Source organism: Halorubrum ezzemoulense DSM 17463, from assembly GCF_002114285.1.
GTDB lineage: Archaea > Halobacteriota > Halobacteria > Halobacteriales > Haloferacaceae > Halorubrum > Halorubrum ezzemoulense.
Genome location: NZ_NEDJ01000083.1, coordinates 1 through 13986 on the forward strand (window position 1 = coordinate 1; position 13986 = coordinate 13986).

Annotated in this window: 8 protein-coding genes and 1 pseudogene; 5 read left to right on the top strand and 4 right to left on the bottom strand. The window is 57.8% G+C overall.

From position 1 onward, the window contains the following. From B9H04_RS15730 to B9H04_RS15745, 4 genes are all read left to right on the top strand, one after another. Positions 1-210, top strand: a 210-nt coding sequence (locus B9H04_RS15730) for a zinc ribbon domain-containing protein (RefSeq protein ID WP_139835126.1), incomplete at its 5' end; no start/stop codon positions are given. Between the two features lie 101 nt (positions 211-311). Next, positions 312-1055, top strand: coding sequence for a COG1361 S-layer family protein (locus tag B9H04_RS15735; protein ID WP_049933431.1), 744 nt, complete (start codon positions 312-314; stop codon positions 1053-1055). Positions 1056-1136: 81 nt separating this feature from the next. Next, positions 1137-2876, top strand: a complete 1740-nt coding sequence (locus tag B9H04_RS15740; RefSeq protein ID WP_139835128.1) for an MMPL family transporter — start codon at positions 1137-1139, stop codon at positions 2874-2876. A 22-nt stretch (positions 2877-2898) separates the two neighbouring features. Continuing rightward, entirely contained in the window at positions 2899-3606 is a 708-nt protein-coding gene (locus B9H04_RS15745; RefSeq protein ID WP_049933427.1) for an MMPL family transporter, read from the top strand. 300 nt (positions 3607-3906) lie between these two features. Here B9H04_RS15745 and B9H04_RS15755 read toward each other — a convergent pair whose 3' ends face one another. Then, complete coding sequence (locus B9H04_RS15755) at positions 3907-5370, bottom strand: sugar transferase (protein ID WP_049933426.1); 1464 nt, start codon at positions 5368-5370, stop codon at positions 3907-3909. Between the two features lie 152 nt (positions 5371-5522). On the opposite strand from B9H04_RS15755, the gene B9H04_RS15760 reads away from it, so the two are divergent. Then, the gene (locus tag B9H04_RS15760; RefSeq protein WP_085682852.1) at positions 5523-8108 is read left to right on the top strand and encodes a hypothetical protein; all 2586 of its coding nucleotides are present in this window, start codon (positions 5523-5525) and stop codon (positions 8106-8108) included. A gap of 637 nt (positions 8109-8745) precedes the next feature. On the opposite strand, the gene B9H04_RS15765 is transcribed toward B9H04_RS15760, so the two are convergent. The 3 genes and pseudogenes from B9H04_RS15765 to B9H04_RS15775 all read right to left on the bottom strand — a co-directional run. Continuing rightward, a complete protein-coding gene (locus tag B9H04_RS15765; RefSeq protein WP_085682854.1) occupies positions 8746-11067 on the bottom strand; it encodes a PGF-CTERM-anchored ABC transporter substrate-binding protein in 2322 nt (773 codons plus the stop codon). 68 nt (positions 11068-11135) lie between these two features. Beyond that, positions 11136-12572, bottom strand: a complete 1437-nt coding sequence (gene tnpC / locus B9H04_RS15770) for an IS66 family transposase (protein ID WP_085682853.1) — start codon at positions 12570-12572, stop codon at positions 11136-11138. A gap of 260 nt (positions 12573-12832) precedes the next feature. After that, positions 12833-13774: pseudogene (locus B9H04_RS15775) on the bottom strand (RNA-guided endonuclease InsQ/TnpB family protein); the annotation flags it as partial. Positions 13775-13986: the final 212 nt, after the last annotated feature.

Here is a 13986-nt window from a genome sequence, read left to right on the forward strand (position 1 = left end):
CAGGGCGAACACTTCGAGTGCCAGAAGTGTGGGTATGAACTGAACGCGGATTATAACGCTGCAAAGAATATTGGCGTGCGGTACGCTCGGAAGCGACAACACAAACTCCGTTCCTCGCCCAAGTCGGGGAGCGGAGACGCACCAGTAGACGTGCGTGTGACTGGTGGGACGTTGAACGGTGAGAGTCACCAGCCTATTGCTGGCGACTGATTGCCGGGAGTCCACATCAAAGCCCTACCCTCAAGGACCGAGGCGCGGAGCGCCGAGGGAGTAGGGTAGGGTAGTTTACCCTAGATATTGTTGATGGGACCGTGCGAGTCGATGAAGAGACCACCATCCAAGTCCGGGTAACCAACGAGGGGCCCCGCACCGCAAACGATGTCGCCCTCGATTTCGCTCGTGAGTACCCGACGCTGCGGCTCCTTGTAGGATCGGTGTCTGCGGGGACGCTTGAACAGGGTGAGTCTGCTACCGTTCGGCTTCCGATTGCCGCGACCCGTGATGCTGAAGCCGTCGAAAAGTCTCTTGACATGCGGGTACAGTACCGAACGGATGCTGATGAGCAGCGGTACGACAATGACGTCTCGCTTGTGACCGCAATTGCCCCACGCCGTGACGACTTCCGAGTGGCAGCTTCCAACGCCACTATTGGTGTTGATTCTTCGCGACTCATCAAGATCGAAGTCACCAACAACCGGAACCAGACGCTCACCAACATCGAGGCGAGTCTCGGCACGAGTGACCCGCTCGACAGCGATGACGACGATGGATACATCGAATCGCTCGACCCCGGCGAGTCGACGACGCTAGTGTTTGAGCTCTCGGCGACCAGCGACGCCAACCCGAAAGGATACGCTGCGAGTATTGACTTCCGGTACGATGACGAGCGCGGCAAGTCGATGATGTCCGAGACGTATCAGATTCCTGTCCAGGTCGAAGAGAATGACGGGCTTGGAGTATTTTCAATCCTGCCGCTCGTTGGTGTCGGACTCGTCGGTGCCGGTGTAACCGTCTACGTGCGCCGGCAAGGCGATGGACTCCCGTGGTCGGCATAACTCTGTGACTGGGCACAACACCATCAGTTCGTGGGGCACTACGAGGCAGACCAACCAGCGACACGACAGACGACAGAGAACATGACTGACGACGGACCAACCCCACTTCGTGACGGCTTAGAGCGACTCGGACGGTTTTCTGCTGAGAACCGCCGGACTGTGTTTAGTGTCGTAGCTGTGCTCGTGGTCGTTTCGCTCGCTATTGCCGGACTTTCTGTCCAAATGAGCCTCGGGATGGAGTTATATATTGACGACAGCTCACAGACGAATCAAAACTGGCAGGAGGTCAAAGCCGACGACGCGTTCGATCTCGGGAACAACGTGTTCGTGATGATCGAGACCGATCACCTCTATGAACCAGAAACGATTCGAACGATAGACCGGCTTGACAGACGGTACACAGCGACCGATAAGTTCTCCAGTGTTACGAGCCTCGCTGACGTAGTCAAACGAGGAAATGGCGGGGAGATCCCAGCAACCGAGCGAGAGGTCCGCGCCGCAATTAATCGCGTTGAATCAACCGACACGAGCACGGCGGCGCTCGTGAACAACGTGAACCCCGACCGAGAAACGGCATTGATCGTTGCGACCTACGGGCAGGTTGATGTCCCAGACGCAGAAGACCAGTACTTTGGGTTTCTCCCCGGAACGGCAGCAGGGTACCTCACCGATAAGGTATCAGATGCAACCGATCATGTGACCGTGCCGCCACACGTTGATGTCACGGTCACCGGCGCGCCGGTGTTCGAAAACGCTGCGTTCGGACTCATGCTCCCTGAGATGATCCAACTGTTCGCAGTTGCGTTCGCTATCATCTTCTCCGTGGTGTTTCTGGTCATGCGTGGGCGACTGTACCGAACGTGGAAAGTGTTTCTTCCCGTCGGGACGGCACTCGTTGCGCTCGTGTACATGCTCGGGATGATGGGAATCGTCGGGTTCAACTTCAACGCGATTATGCTCGGCGTCCTCCCAATCGCGCTTGGACTCGGGATCGACTTCAGCCTCCAACTACATACGCGGTACATCGAAGAGCGTGAGAAAGGGCGAGAACCCGTTGACGCTGCAGCCTCGGCTGCACGCACAACTGGGAACACGCTGTTGTTAGCGATGGCGACGACGTCGATCGGTCTTGGCGCACTGTTGGTTTCGGCAGTGCCACCGACTCGGCAACTCGGCGCGACGGCGGCGTTTGGCGTAATCGCTGCGACCGCGCTGTCACTCACGCTACTCGTCGCGCTGTTGGTTCAATTTGACGATGACGAGTACGACCAGACGGGGCCAACAGCTTCAGACACCACCGAAGCGACAGCAGCCGCTACTGCGGCCGAGAGAAACTCTTTGACGGATAGCAAAAATAAAAACTCTCCTTCTCCTGAGCCGTCGGCCAGCGACCAATCGAGCAGGGTCCTCAGTGACGACGAGCCTGCGTTCGAGCGTTTCATCGGTACATTATCTAGTGGGATCGCTGCGTCGCCACTTATCGTGATTCTGCTTATGATCGCGGCAATCGGCGGCGGCGCGGCTGTGTATCACGATGTACCGACGACTCAGGAAATGCTTGACTACTGGCCGGATATCGAACAGCGCGACGATCTCGAAGAACTCGAAAGCACTGCGCAGAGCCCGAACGTAATCTACCTCCTAGTAGAGAGCAAAGATGCCTACTCGCCGACGACGTTCAGGCGGGCATCAGCCTTCGAGACCGCTATTGAGGATCATGACGACGTAAACGCTGCGATGAGTTCAGTCACTGCTGTCGAGATGGCCACCGGGGGGGGGGGACATCCCAGAGCGCCGGACACGGCTTATCGATACGGTTGACCGGCAGGCGGCGTCCGACCTCATGCCGGTCGGGAGTCGTGAAGACACACCGGATCGGTTCGTCATTCAGCTATTTGTCGACGATATTGAAGGCGAGGAAGTTAGACACTTGATCGACGACACGGAGGCGACTGCCGATAGACACCTTGTCACCGAGCGGACCGCCGTCACCGGCAAACCGGTCGTCAACCGGAACGTGATTGAGAATGTGACCTCTGGCCGCGATCCGATGACCGTATTGAGCTTCGGGTTGGCAACAGTGTTTCTCGCATTAGCGTTGCGATCAGTCCGCGAGTCTGTGTTGCTCGTTGTTAGCGTCGCTATCAGCGCCGTGATGCTGATCTCGATAGCGATGTACCTACTAGGTATCCCGTGGAATCCCCTCACCGTTGCGACCGGCTCGATTGCGCTCGGTGCGGGGATCACATATGGGATACACGTCCATGAGCGGTTCAAAGAAGAGCTATTTGAGCGCGGATCGACCCCCGTAGTAGCGATGCGTGAGGCTATGGTGCGTAAGTCGCGGCCGGTCATTGGCTCTGGCGCGACGACGCTATTTGGATTCGGTGCGCTTGGGATTTCACAGTTCCCCGTGCTCGCAAACTTCGGCATCGCCGTCGCGCTTGCGATGACGTTCGCGCTGGTGACCGCCTTCGTCTTTCTACCGGCGTCTGCGTTGCTGCTGGCCAGATGGACGAACACCTACGATATCGTGGTCGACTCGACGTGATTGCCGTATCTCCTTTAGAGCCGCTTGGACAGCAACCCACTCGCGACGGCCGCTCGGAAGATTATCGAGAACAGTGACGTCGTTGTCAGTAACCAGCGTCTCGACGAGGTGACTTAGGATAAAGCCGGCACCACCGCTCACGAGTATCGACTGACTTGTTGGCGTGTTCATAACTAATTTCTATAGCTCAACGACAAGTGCTGTCGGATTTTGATCTCTCTGCTAGTGACTGGTCGTCGCAAGCCACCACGACTTCCGAGGCTTCTAGCAGAACATGACGCAAGGCGGAAATCCGGCAGTCTACTCTGATCTCCCCGTAACGAGAAGCATTGCATCTGCGAGTACCTTCCACACCTGTCGCGCGACAATTTTTGTATCGAAGCCGAACGACTGACGTTTGATGTACTGAAGATCGTATCGGATCTTTCGATCAGGCTCTTTGCCGGTCACGTCGTTAATCTGTGCGAGTCCGGTTAACCCCGGCTTCACGAACCACCGCTTCGGCCAGTCGTCGACACCGTGTTGGATGTCGGCGTCGATCTCTGGGCGCTCGGGGCGGGGCCCGACTACGCTCATCTTCCCTGACAACACTGCCCACAGCTGCGGTATCTCATCGAGATGTGTCTGTCGCAGCACGCGCCCGACGCGGGTCACTCGCGGATCGACGCCGCCCTCGTCCTCGTCGCTGATTGTCACACCTGTTGCCGACTCCGCGTCCTCGACCATTGACCGGAACTTGTACACGTCGAACGTCTCGCCGAACACGGCGGTCCGCTCCTGCTGGTACAGGATCGATCCGCCGTCGTCGAGTTTGATCGCAACTGCGATCGCGAGGATAATCGGTGCTAGTCCGAGCAGCCCGCCCCCCGCAAACGCGACGTCGAACGCGCGCTTCAGGATGTGGTCCTGAACGTCCCACGGTTCGACGTCGATGTCGACGAGCGTCCCCGGGTCATCCTCAGCGAGCAACACCGCGTCTGCGGTGTTACGGTGTGCCTTCGCAGCAACTCCGTGTTCATAACAGGCATCGAGCGCGCCGAAGAATTCGGCCCGATCTGTCTCCCCGAACGCTAAGATTACCGTGTCGACATCCTGCGTGACCAGCACGTCTTCGAGCCGAGAGAGCCCCCCGAGCTGTTCGAGGGTCGCGTCCACGTCCACACCTCCGTCAGCAACGGACTCAACGCTGGCGTCCGATTCGTGTTCCTTGCCCAACTGTCCGCGGGGTCTCGCGCGTGCTTGCGCCGGAAAGAGGTAGCCGAGCAGCGCAAGATCCGTTTCGCCAGCCGCACGCGCGACGCGCGAGATCTCCGCGAGGTCGTCCCCAACGATGATCGCGCGTTCGCTGCGCGCCTCGGGGCGGCGTAGCCAAATGAACCACACCGGCAGGATGACTAACAGCAGCGGCGTGATCAACACGAGCGTCAGCCGCGGCACCTTGTACGTGTAATCGAAGTAGCCGATGGTCGCTAGCGCGAACACGGCCACGAACGTGCGCTTGTGTGCGAGCGCGACGATATCGAGAATCCGCCGCGGGCGCGGCTTGTAGAGGGGGACAAACGCACCCGCAACGACCACCACGGTCAGCGCCACCTCGATGACGAACTCCGCGCCCGCAGGTGGGTCGGGGGGCAGCCGACCGAGCACAGGAACCATCGCCGCGGCCGCCTGAACAGTCGCGTTGTTGGCGAGCATCACCGCGAGCCCAACGAGGGCAGCGACGCCTCCCACACTCGCGAGCCGGTACCGCCATCCGGTGTCCATTACTGATCCGTGATAAGTGTGTCAAGTTAAACACTATGTTTCCTCCGGTGGTCGGATCGAGGGGTCTCGCTCGCCCGCGACGCCTCCGAACCCGAGGGTGGGCCCGCCCACGACCGAAACCGCTAATCGGCGCGCCCGACAGGTGACAGCCAATGCCCTCGCCTGGGGAGACGACCGCGGCCGCGCGCGAGTTCCTCGCTGACCACCCCGAAGCGGAAGACGCCTTCGCGGCCCTCGTTGAGCGCGACGCCCGCGACGAGCCGTGGACGTTTGCCGACATCGACCTCGACTCCGGTCGGTTCGGCGAGCTTGTCGCCCGCGACCTCGCCCATGAGGTCGATACTGGCTACCGGCTCGAAAATCCGAACGCGATCCGCGCCGCGATTGAGTCGGGGCCGGCCGACGCTGCCGATACGACTGACGCTGCCACTGACTCGTCCACAGCTACCGAGGGAAGCGATGACGATGGCAGTGAGACAGCCGCCGGTGATATCGTGATGTCGCGAGTCTCCTCGGTAGCTGACGTCGACGTTCTCACCTTCCTCGGGCTTCTTGGAGGGCTGCTTGTGGTCGCCAGCGCGCGCCTCGTGGCCGCGCCTGCGGTGTTCCAGCAGGGCTTCGTCGTCTCCCCAAGCAACGACACGTACTTTTTCCGCTACTGGCAGGAGCAGCTGGCCGCTCGCGCGGACGGAATCTTCGATCTGGGGCTGTTCGCGGACATGGGCGGCGCCGCGGGCACGCGTCCGCTTGCCCACGCGGTCAACTGGTGGCTGACGGTCCTGCTCGGTGGCGTCGACGCTGCGCCCGTGGTCGCTGCGTGGCTTCCGGTCGTGGCGTCCGTCTGTCTGGGATACTTCGTCTACCGGACCGCACGCCTGCTCACCAGCGATGTGCGTGTCGCGCTCGCCGCCGTGCTGTTCTACGGGCTCGCGCCCGTCAACGTCGTGTACACCTCCGTGGGCTTCCTTGACCATCAGGCCCACCAGTACCTGTGGCTCGGTCTGCTCGTTGCCACACTGACCGCGCTCGGTGTCGACCTTTCCCGCCGGGACGCCCAGTCCGAAACCGAACCAGACCAGCAGGCCCTCGCGCGGGCCCACGCACAGAACACAACGATGTGGCCCATTGCACTCGCGCTCGCTGTCGCCGTAGCGGCGTCCGCTCACGCCTACGGCGGCTCGCCGCTCACGTTCGTCCCAGTCGCGGCTGTCGTCGGGCTCCGCGTTGCGCTCGACGTTCGGCGGGACCTCTCCCCGACCTACGCAAACGCCCCCCTGCTTGCTGGGCTCGCGCTCGGCGCTGCGGGAGCGCTCGCCGCACACCTCGCGTTAGGCTGGCACGAGTCGATCGCTGCGGTCACGCCCGTCCTCGTCGCGGGCGGTGCGTTTGTCGTTGTCGGGCTAGGGGAGTTGTGGCGCCGCGTCTCGCTTCCGCCGCTTGCCCTTGTCGCGGCAGAGGCGGTCGTCGCCGTGGGGGGGCTTGTCGCCTATGCGCGCCTGCGTCCGGGCGATATCGAACGACTCCGGACGCGCGCCGACGATCTGTTCTTTCGGGAAGGTATCTCCGAGACAGTCTCGCTATTCAGCCCGGATTTTGCGGTAGTGTTCGGACCGCTCCTCCAGCTCGGCCTCGGTTTCTACTTCGCAATCGCCGTCCTCGCAGTCGCGACGTGGGTGGTCGCGCGCCGTTACAAGCCCGGCTGGCTCGTCTTAGTCTGCTTTGCGTGGTACTACACGCTGCTCGCAACGATTCAGGTCCGCTTTGCCGGGCAGTTGGCGATCATGATTGCGCCCTTCGCGGGGATCGGTCTTGTTTACCTCCTGTCGGCAATAGACATCGCACGTCCTGTAGCCGCCCTCGGTCGCGGCAACGGCACCGACTCCTCGTCGACTCGCGGTCAATCGAGCCGTGGTCGACCGAGTCGCGCCGGAGCGAACAGCAAACCGGATGGAGGGACCGCGATCACGTCGCTCGCGCTGCCTGAAGGAACCCGATTGCGGGGGTATCTGGCCGCGACGGTCGCGCTCGTGTTGTTGTTCAACCTTCTCCTCGTCCCGTCACTCGTCGGACAGACTACCTATGATCGCGCGCAGTTTGACGCTACGCTTACGGTTGATTCTCACGCCGAGGACGCTGACCGTGAGTACCCACAGAACTTCGTGTTGAGCCAGTGGGGCGACAACCGAATGTACAATTACTTTGTGAACGGTGAAGCCCGCAGTTACGGCTATGCACGAAGCAACTACGATCAGTTCCTTACCGCTGCGCACCCAGATGAATGGTACAACCGCTTTCAAGATCGTGTCGGGTACGTCGTCGTCACTGAACGCGAAAACGCACCTCCAACGGAGTCTACTTACACAGCCCTCTATGATGGGCTCGGCGCCGGCGTCAACGACACCACCGCAACCGGCCATTACCAGCTACTCACTTCCACTGAGGGGATCCGGACCTTTGCGGTCGTCCCCGGCGCGACGATCTCCGTGCCAGAGCCCAGTTCCGTCGGCGTCGAAAATGGAACGGTGACCGCAACAACAACTGTGACTGTGCCCAATTCGTCCGGTGAAGTCACAGCAACTGGCACAACATTCGAGTATGTACGCCACGCTACTGTCTCGAACGGAACCGCAACAATCCGGGTCGCACACCCCGGAGAGTATCAGGTTGGAACACAATCTGTGACCGTAAGCGATGACGCTGTTCACAACGGTAATCAAACAGTCGTTCAGCCGAAATAGTCTGTCTCGGTATCGACTTTTCGAGTTACTCAGCTTTGAACGTTGAAGTAGGAGCATGACGTAGGCGGTAGTGAAGACGGATGATGCCGATTACGGACTTCTCCGACGCTAACGTTCAAAGCTGAGGAGTTACTTAAATACGTAGTGCGCAATCCCATTGAACTACCCTACCCTACCCTACCCTCTCCTCCTCTACAGATAGAGCAGGCCGAGTGCCTCGGGGCTTGACCCAAGGGTGAAGGCCGTACGCTCACTTTCACTTTCACCTCGGTAAGATGGTAGTTAATACACTTAGCGACAAATAGGGTTGTAACGGCCAGAAACCACCCCCAAAGCATGGAATTGAAGACCTCAATTCCTTTGCTGGTCGTTCGGCAGTTTGGAAATGCGACTCCTCTCAAAACCCGCTACGGCGGTGAGACGGGAGTTGTCGGGCCGTGGTGGAGCGGCCGCCCCTCACGGACACATCGGCGTGTTCGGGTGTTAATTCCAGCCGACCCATCTGGGAAGGTCGAGGGGAATTAAATTCGCCTGCGGGCTCGGTGCGGCCCCAAGACGGTGAAGCCTCGGGGCTTGACCCCGAGGTACTTCACTCGCCCCTTGAGGTGGGGCAGTCGATTTGTGGGTAACTGAGGTACTATCTCTGTGGTGATAGATATGCGAAGCCAAGAATTACTAATACGGTTACGACGATCCCGAATCCAGGAACCTCTGACTCTGTCCCATCATCAGTTGTATTGGATGGTCCACCGTCTTGCTCAGTCTCTTGATTGACAACATCATTCGATGTCTCGGTTTCATTGCCCTCTTGATTAGAGGTGTCATTGGGCTCTGCTGAGGTAGTGCTCTCCTTACTTGATGTATCGGTGGCTGTTTGATTACCATTCACAACCGTTTCATTCTCATCTACTGCCGTTTCGTTCGTGTCCACAGCTGTTTCGTTTGTATCCACAGCCGTTTCGTTCGTGTCCACAGCCGTTTCATTCTCATCTACTGCCGTTTCATTCTCATCTACTGCCGTTTCGTTCGTATCCACAGCTGTTTCGTTCGTGTCTACAGCCGTTTTGTTCGCATCTACTACTTCGTCTTGCTCATCTTCTTCATTCCTATCATCATCGTCACTACTTGAGCCACTGGACTCATCTGTTCTACTTCTATCGTCTTTGGCATCCTCTGATTGAAGCTCCTCAACACCGTTTGCGAGCGTTTTCGTTGACTCGATAACGCTGCGAGGCGCAGGTTGGTTGAGATAATTATTGTTTAATACGACGTAATTACCGTTCTCACCTGCGTTTGTGCTAGCATACGGCTGTCGCTCAAGAATCGACGCCTCAGAGTCTGTCACAACTATCAATTCAGGATTTGTTTGGAGGATTACCTCATCTGAGAGCTGTGGATACCCGTCTGCCTCTGACGCAGCAACGTTAGTAGTCCCACCAATCTGCATAATTTCGTTGATGAAGGTATTGTCAGCAGCGACATACCCGCCTCCAAGCGGATACAGTGCGTCAGGACGATCAAGCTCAGCGGTCTGGTTTTCTACATTTTCCACCGTTTGGTTCATCTCAGTATTTACTTCCGCTGCTGTCTCACAGTTTCCAACAAGACGGCCTGTGCGCTCTGTTTTTGCCGCAATGTCACCGACATCGGTAGCAGCGGGGAAATGGTAAACAGTGAGGTTCTGTGCACGAAGATCTGCGACTTGTCCAGCTGAGGCGTTCGGTGCCAACACAAGATCGGGATTAGTCGCAACAACCTTTTCGACGCTAACACCGAATTCTGCGGAGACATTTGTTTTGCTGGCAGTCCCGTTCAAATACCCCGCAAACTCGGTTACACCGACAACCCTGTCTTGCGCACCTAACTCCCAGAGGGTCTGGGCAGCTGATGGGTTTGTTGTCGTGATCCGATCTGGCTGTTCATTAATCGTGATTTCTGTCCCTGTTGCGTCTGTTACAGTAAGTGGGAACCCACACGTACCACTACTATTGACTGTCTCTTCTGTTTTGTTGGCTTGAAGATCTTCAACAGCAGCAGCGAGAGTTTTGGTCGATTCAATCACACTCCGGGGCGCCGGCTGGTTTAGATAATTTGTATTCATAACTACATAGTTATCTTCTGCCCCAGCAGTTGTGCTCGCGTAGGGTTCTCTATCAAGAATTGCGCCCTCTGTATCGGTCACGAGTATGATCTCAGGATCTGTTTTGAGGATGACTTCATCCGAGAGTTGTGGATACCCATCTGCCTCTGACGCGGCGACGTTGGTTGTCCCAGCAATCTTCATGATTTCGTTGATGAAGGTATTGTCAGCCGCGACGAAGCCTCCCCCAAGTGGGTACAGTGCATCGAGACGATCAAGCTCAGCAGTCTGGCTTTCTACATCCTCTACAGTCTGATTCATCTCGGTGTTTACCTCCGCTGCTGTCTCGCAGTTTCCAACAAGACGGCCTGTGCGCTCTGTTTTTGCCGCAATGTCATCGATATCGGTCGCGGCCGGGAAATGGTAGACCGTGAGATTCTGTGCACGAAGATCTGCGACTTGATCAGCTGAGGCGTTCGGTGCTAACACAAGATCGGGATCGGTTGCGACGACTTTTTCGACGCTGACACCGAATTCTGCGGAGACATTTGTTTTGCTGTCAGTCCCGCTCAAGTACCCCGCAAATTCGGTTACACCAACAACCCGGTCTTGCGCACCGATCTCCCAGAGAGTCTGGGCTGCTGACGGATTTGTTGTTGTGATCCGATCCGGCCGTTCATCAAGCGTGATTTCTGTCCCTGTCGCATCAGTTACGTTGAGCGGAAACCCACAGGTATTATTTCCTGCTGTCTGCATCGGTTCCTGACCGCTGTAATTGGTAGACAGACTTTCACTCTCTGCGTGTTCAAACTCTGCTCCTACTGACTGTGCGCCAGCGGCGGTTCCTGAGGCGCCAACAACTGCTGTCGCCACAACCATCGCCAGTAGAATCACTCGTAAGTTCTTCACAGTTGGCAGCCGCGCTTGTAAAATATAATTGTACGTGTTTACCCCGGAGTCTCGACAGCCGGCACAGCGTGAGCCCGTGAGATCAGTTCATTGTTACTGACGGCTCGACGAAGCTCTTCGTATGGATTGCGTCCCTGCTGGCGCCACGTCGCCAGCAGGGACAAGACCGTCTCGTGAACGAACATTCCTCGGTCATTACGCAGCGTTCCGATGATTTTCCGCAGAACTACTGGTTCCCGAAGCGCATTCTCTGCGGCATTGTTTGTCGGAGAGACCGCTGGCTCACCGACGAAGGTGAGCCAGTGGTCGAGACCTCCTTCGATCTTCCCCAGCAGTGTTGCCACTGGTCCGTCGGGTACTGACCGGTCAATCAGCGATTCAAGCTCTCTTCGCGCCACACGCTGGAGGTCTGCTCTCTCACGAGAACTTGGGTCGCTCTCCAGCCGAGCCTGGAGAGCGACGAATAGCTGTCTGAGAGCCTGGTAGATCGGTTCACCTTCTGGCTGCTTTTCGGCGGCCTCCTCAGCCTCTCGAAGAATGTGCGCCCAGCACCGCTGGAGGTTGCTGCTGAAAGCTGGGTACGCCGTCCACCCGTCACAGACGACTGTTCCCGCGAAGTCCTCGCCGAGGACTTCCGCGGGAACATCACTTCCGCGACTCTCCCTGACCGCGTACAACGTGTGTTGAACGGTCTGAAACGTCCAAATCCACGCTTGTTCACCGTCGCGCTTGATGCCTGTCTCGTCGATGTGAACCACGTCAGCATCCTGAATCTCTTGACGGATCTGCTCGTACTCACAGCGACCGGCGCGCGCAGCGCGGTCGGTCGCGTGCCACGCGGATGCACCCGAGAGTTCGAGTCCGTGTAGTTGCTCGAAGCGATCAGCGATCTTCCGGTAAGGAAGGCGGTGATCGTACCGTGACAGAGCTGATTGAGCGATGACGTTCACCCCGAACTGCCCCTCATCGGGGCAGTCGGGGTGAGCCGCAACTGTCTCTGTTCCACAGGAATCGCACTGGTAGTAGTGGCGGTTGTACCGGGTGATTTCTGGGGGCTGGGGATCAGGGATCTCCTCGACGAGTCGGGGGCTGACGCCCACCGACTCGTCGAAGCGGTCGCCACACTCAGGACAACAGTCACAGGTGACTTCGGTTTCTTCGTCAGGATCGGCCATAGAACGCCACTCCGGATCGTGACCATCCTTCCGACCGGGAGTGCCACCGTCAGTTCGGACATCGTCGTCTTCGTCATCTTGCGAGGTCGGGGACCCGTCGGTCCCCGACCGTCGCTTGCTGGGTGGAGTATGCGGATTCTCGTATTTGCGAAGACGTGTTTCGAGTTCTTCGATCCGCTCGTCCTTCTCTTGTAACTTCTCTCGGAGCTGTGCGTTGTCTTGTTCAAGCTCTTCGACTCGTTGTTCAAGTTGTAAAAACCGGGAGAGCAACTCCTCTTTGGTGAGATCATCTCCGTTCACAGATCCCACCTTCCAGTACAGACAGCAGAGGTAACGGGATGGGCTCCACGACGGAGCCCATCCCTGAGAATCATCGCGAACCTCTGCTGCCAGTTCATACAGGCTAAGTTGTGCGCCTTCTATGAGATAGCAGCGAAATCAGTTCGGGCTAAACACGTACATATAATTTTTATTATTCCAACCTTGCTTGCGTTGGAATGTGCTATGTGTCTGATTAAACTATTGATACTCACGTCTGACGCAGAGTGAACTACCCCGACCTACTCACTCGCCGCTGGGGCGGCTCGTTCCTTGAGGTCGGGGCTTCCTGTTTCCACGACGCGCTTTGCAGGGACCGAATCGGTCCCCGTAGGGAGCGCAGTCTCCGCAGGCGTTGTTTCGGAGCGTCCCGCTCCTAACTGCTTGATTCCGCGAGAAAGAATATTCCATGCCGCGTTCCAGTCCCTATCGGCGGTGAAGCCACACGAGGGACAAGAGTGTTCGCGGACCCACAACGGCTTGTCCGTCTTGATACCGCAAGCAGCGCACTCTTTGGTCGTCCCTGCCGGTTCTACCGCTACGAAGTACGTGCCTTCGCGTTCACATTTGTACTCCAGCATCCGCAGGACCGTACTCCATGCCGCCCCCGCACGATTGCGCGAGTTCCCCGGGAGCTCGACTAACCTTTTTACGTCGAGGTCTTCTACAGCCACGAGATCGTACTCACTCGCGTAGTAGTTCGACAGCTTGTGGAGAAAATCGCGACGTTTCCGTTTCAAATCGGCATGACGCCGGGCGACGGTCTTGCGCTGTTCTTCCCAGTTGTTTGACCCGTGTTCCTTCCGGGAGAGATCACGCTGGGCGCGTTCCAGCCGTTCGCGTTCGTCTGAAACGTTGAGCGACCCGACAGCCGTGCCGTCGGTGTCGCTTGCGTAGTTGAGTATGCCTACGTCGATTCCGACCGTCTTTGTCAACTCGTCGGGTTTCTCAGGTGGGTCGTTGGGTGTTTCTAGCTGGAGCGAGGCGTACCAGTTGCCGATCGGCTCACGTTTGACGACGACACCTTTCACCTCGGCGTCGGTTGGGAGATTGCGATGGGCAACAATGGGCACGTCGCCGATCTTGTTGAGGTACAACCGATCTTGACCACTCGTTTTCTTGAGTTCGAAGCCAGATTGGTTGTACTCGAAAGAGTGGTAGTACCCTTTGCCCTTCCATTTTAGCAGAATACAGGCGGTAAGCCCCCTTCCTCAAGGAGCGACCAGCGGGAGCGAGTAGGGAGGGGATACACCGCCGTCATCATGTCTCATACTGTCAGCTAAATATTCTTTAGGTTAGAGTGTGATTAGCAAGTATGTCTACGCTTGACGCCGCCACTCTTGACGACCTCCGCGACGCTCTCGCGGAGGTCGAAGATAAAAAGCCGACACAGCGG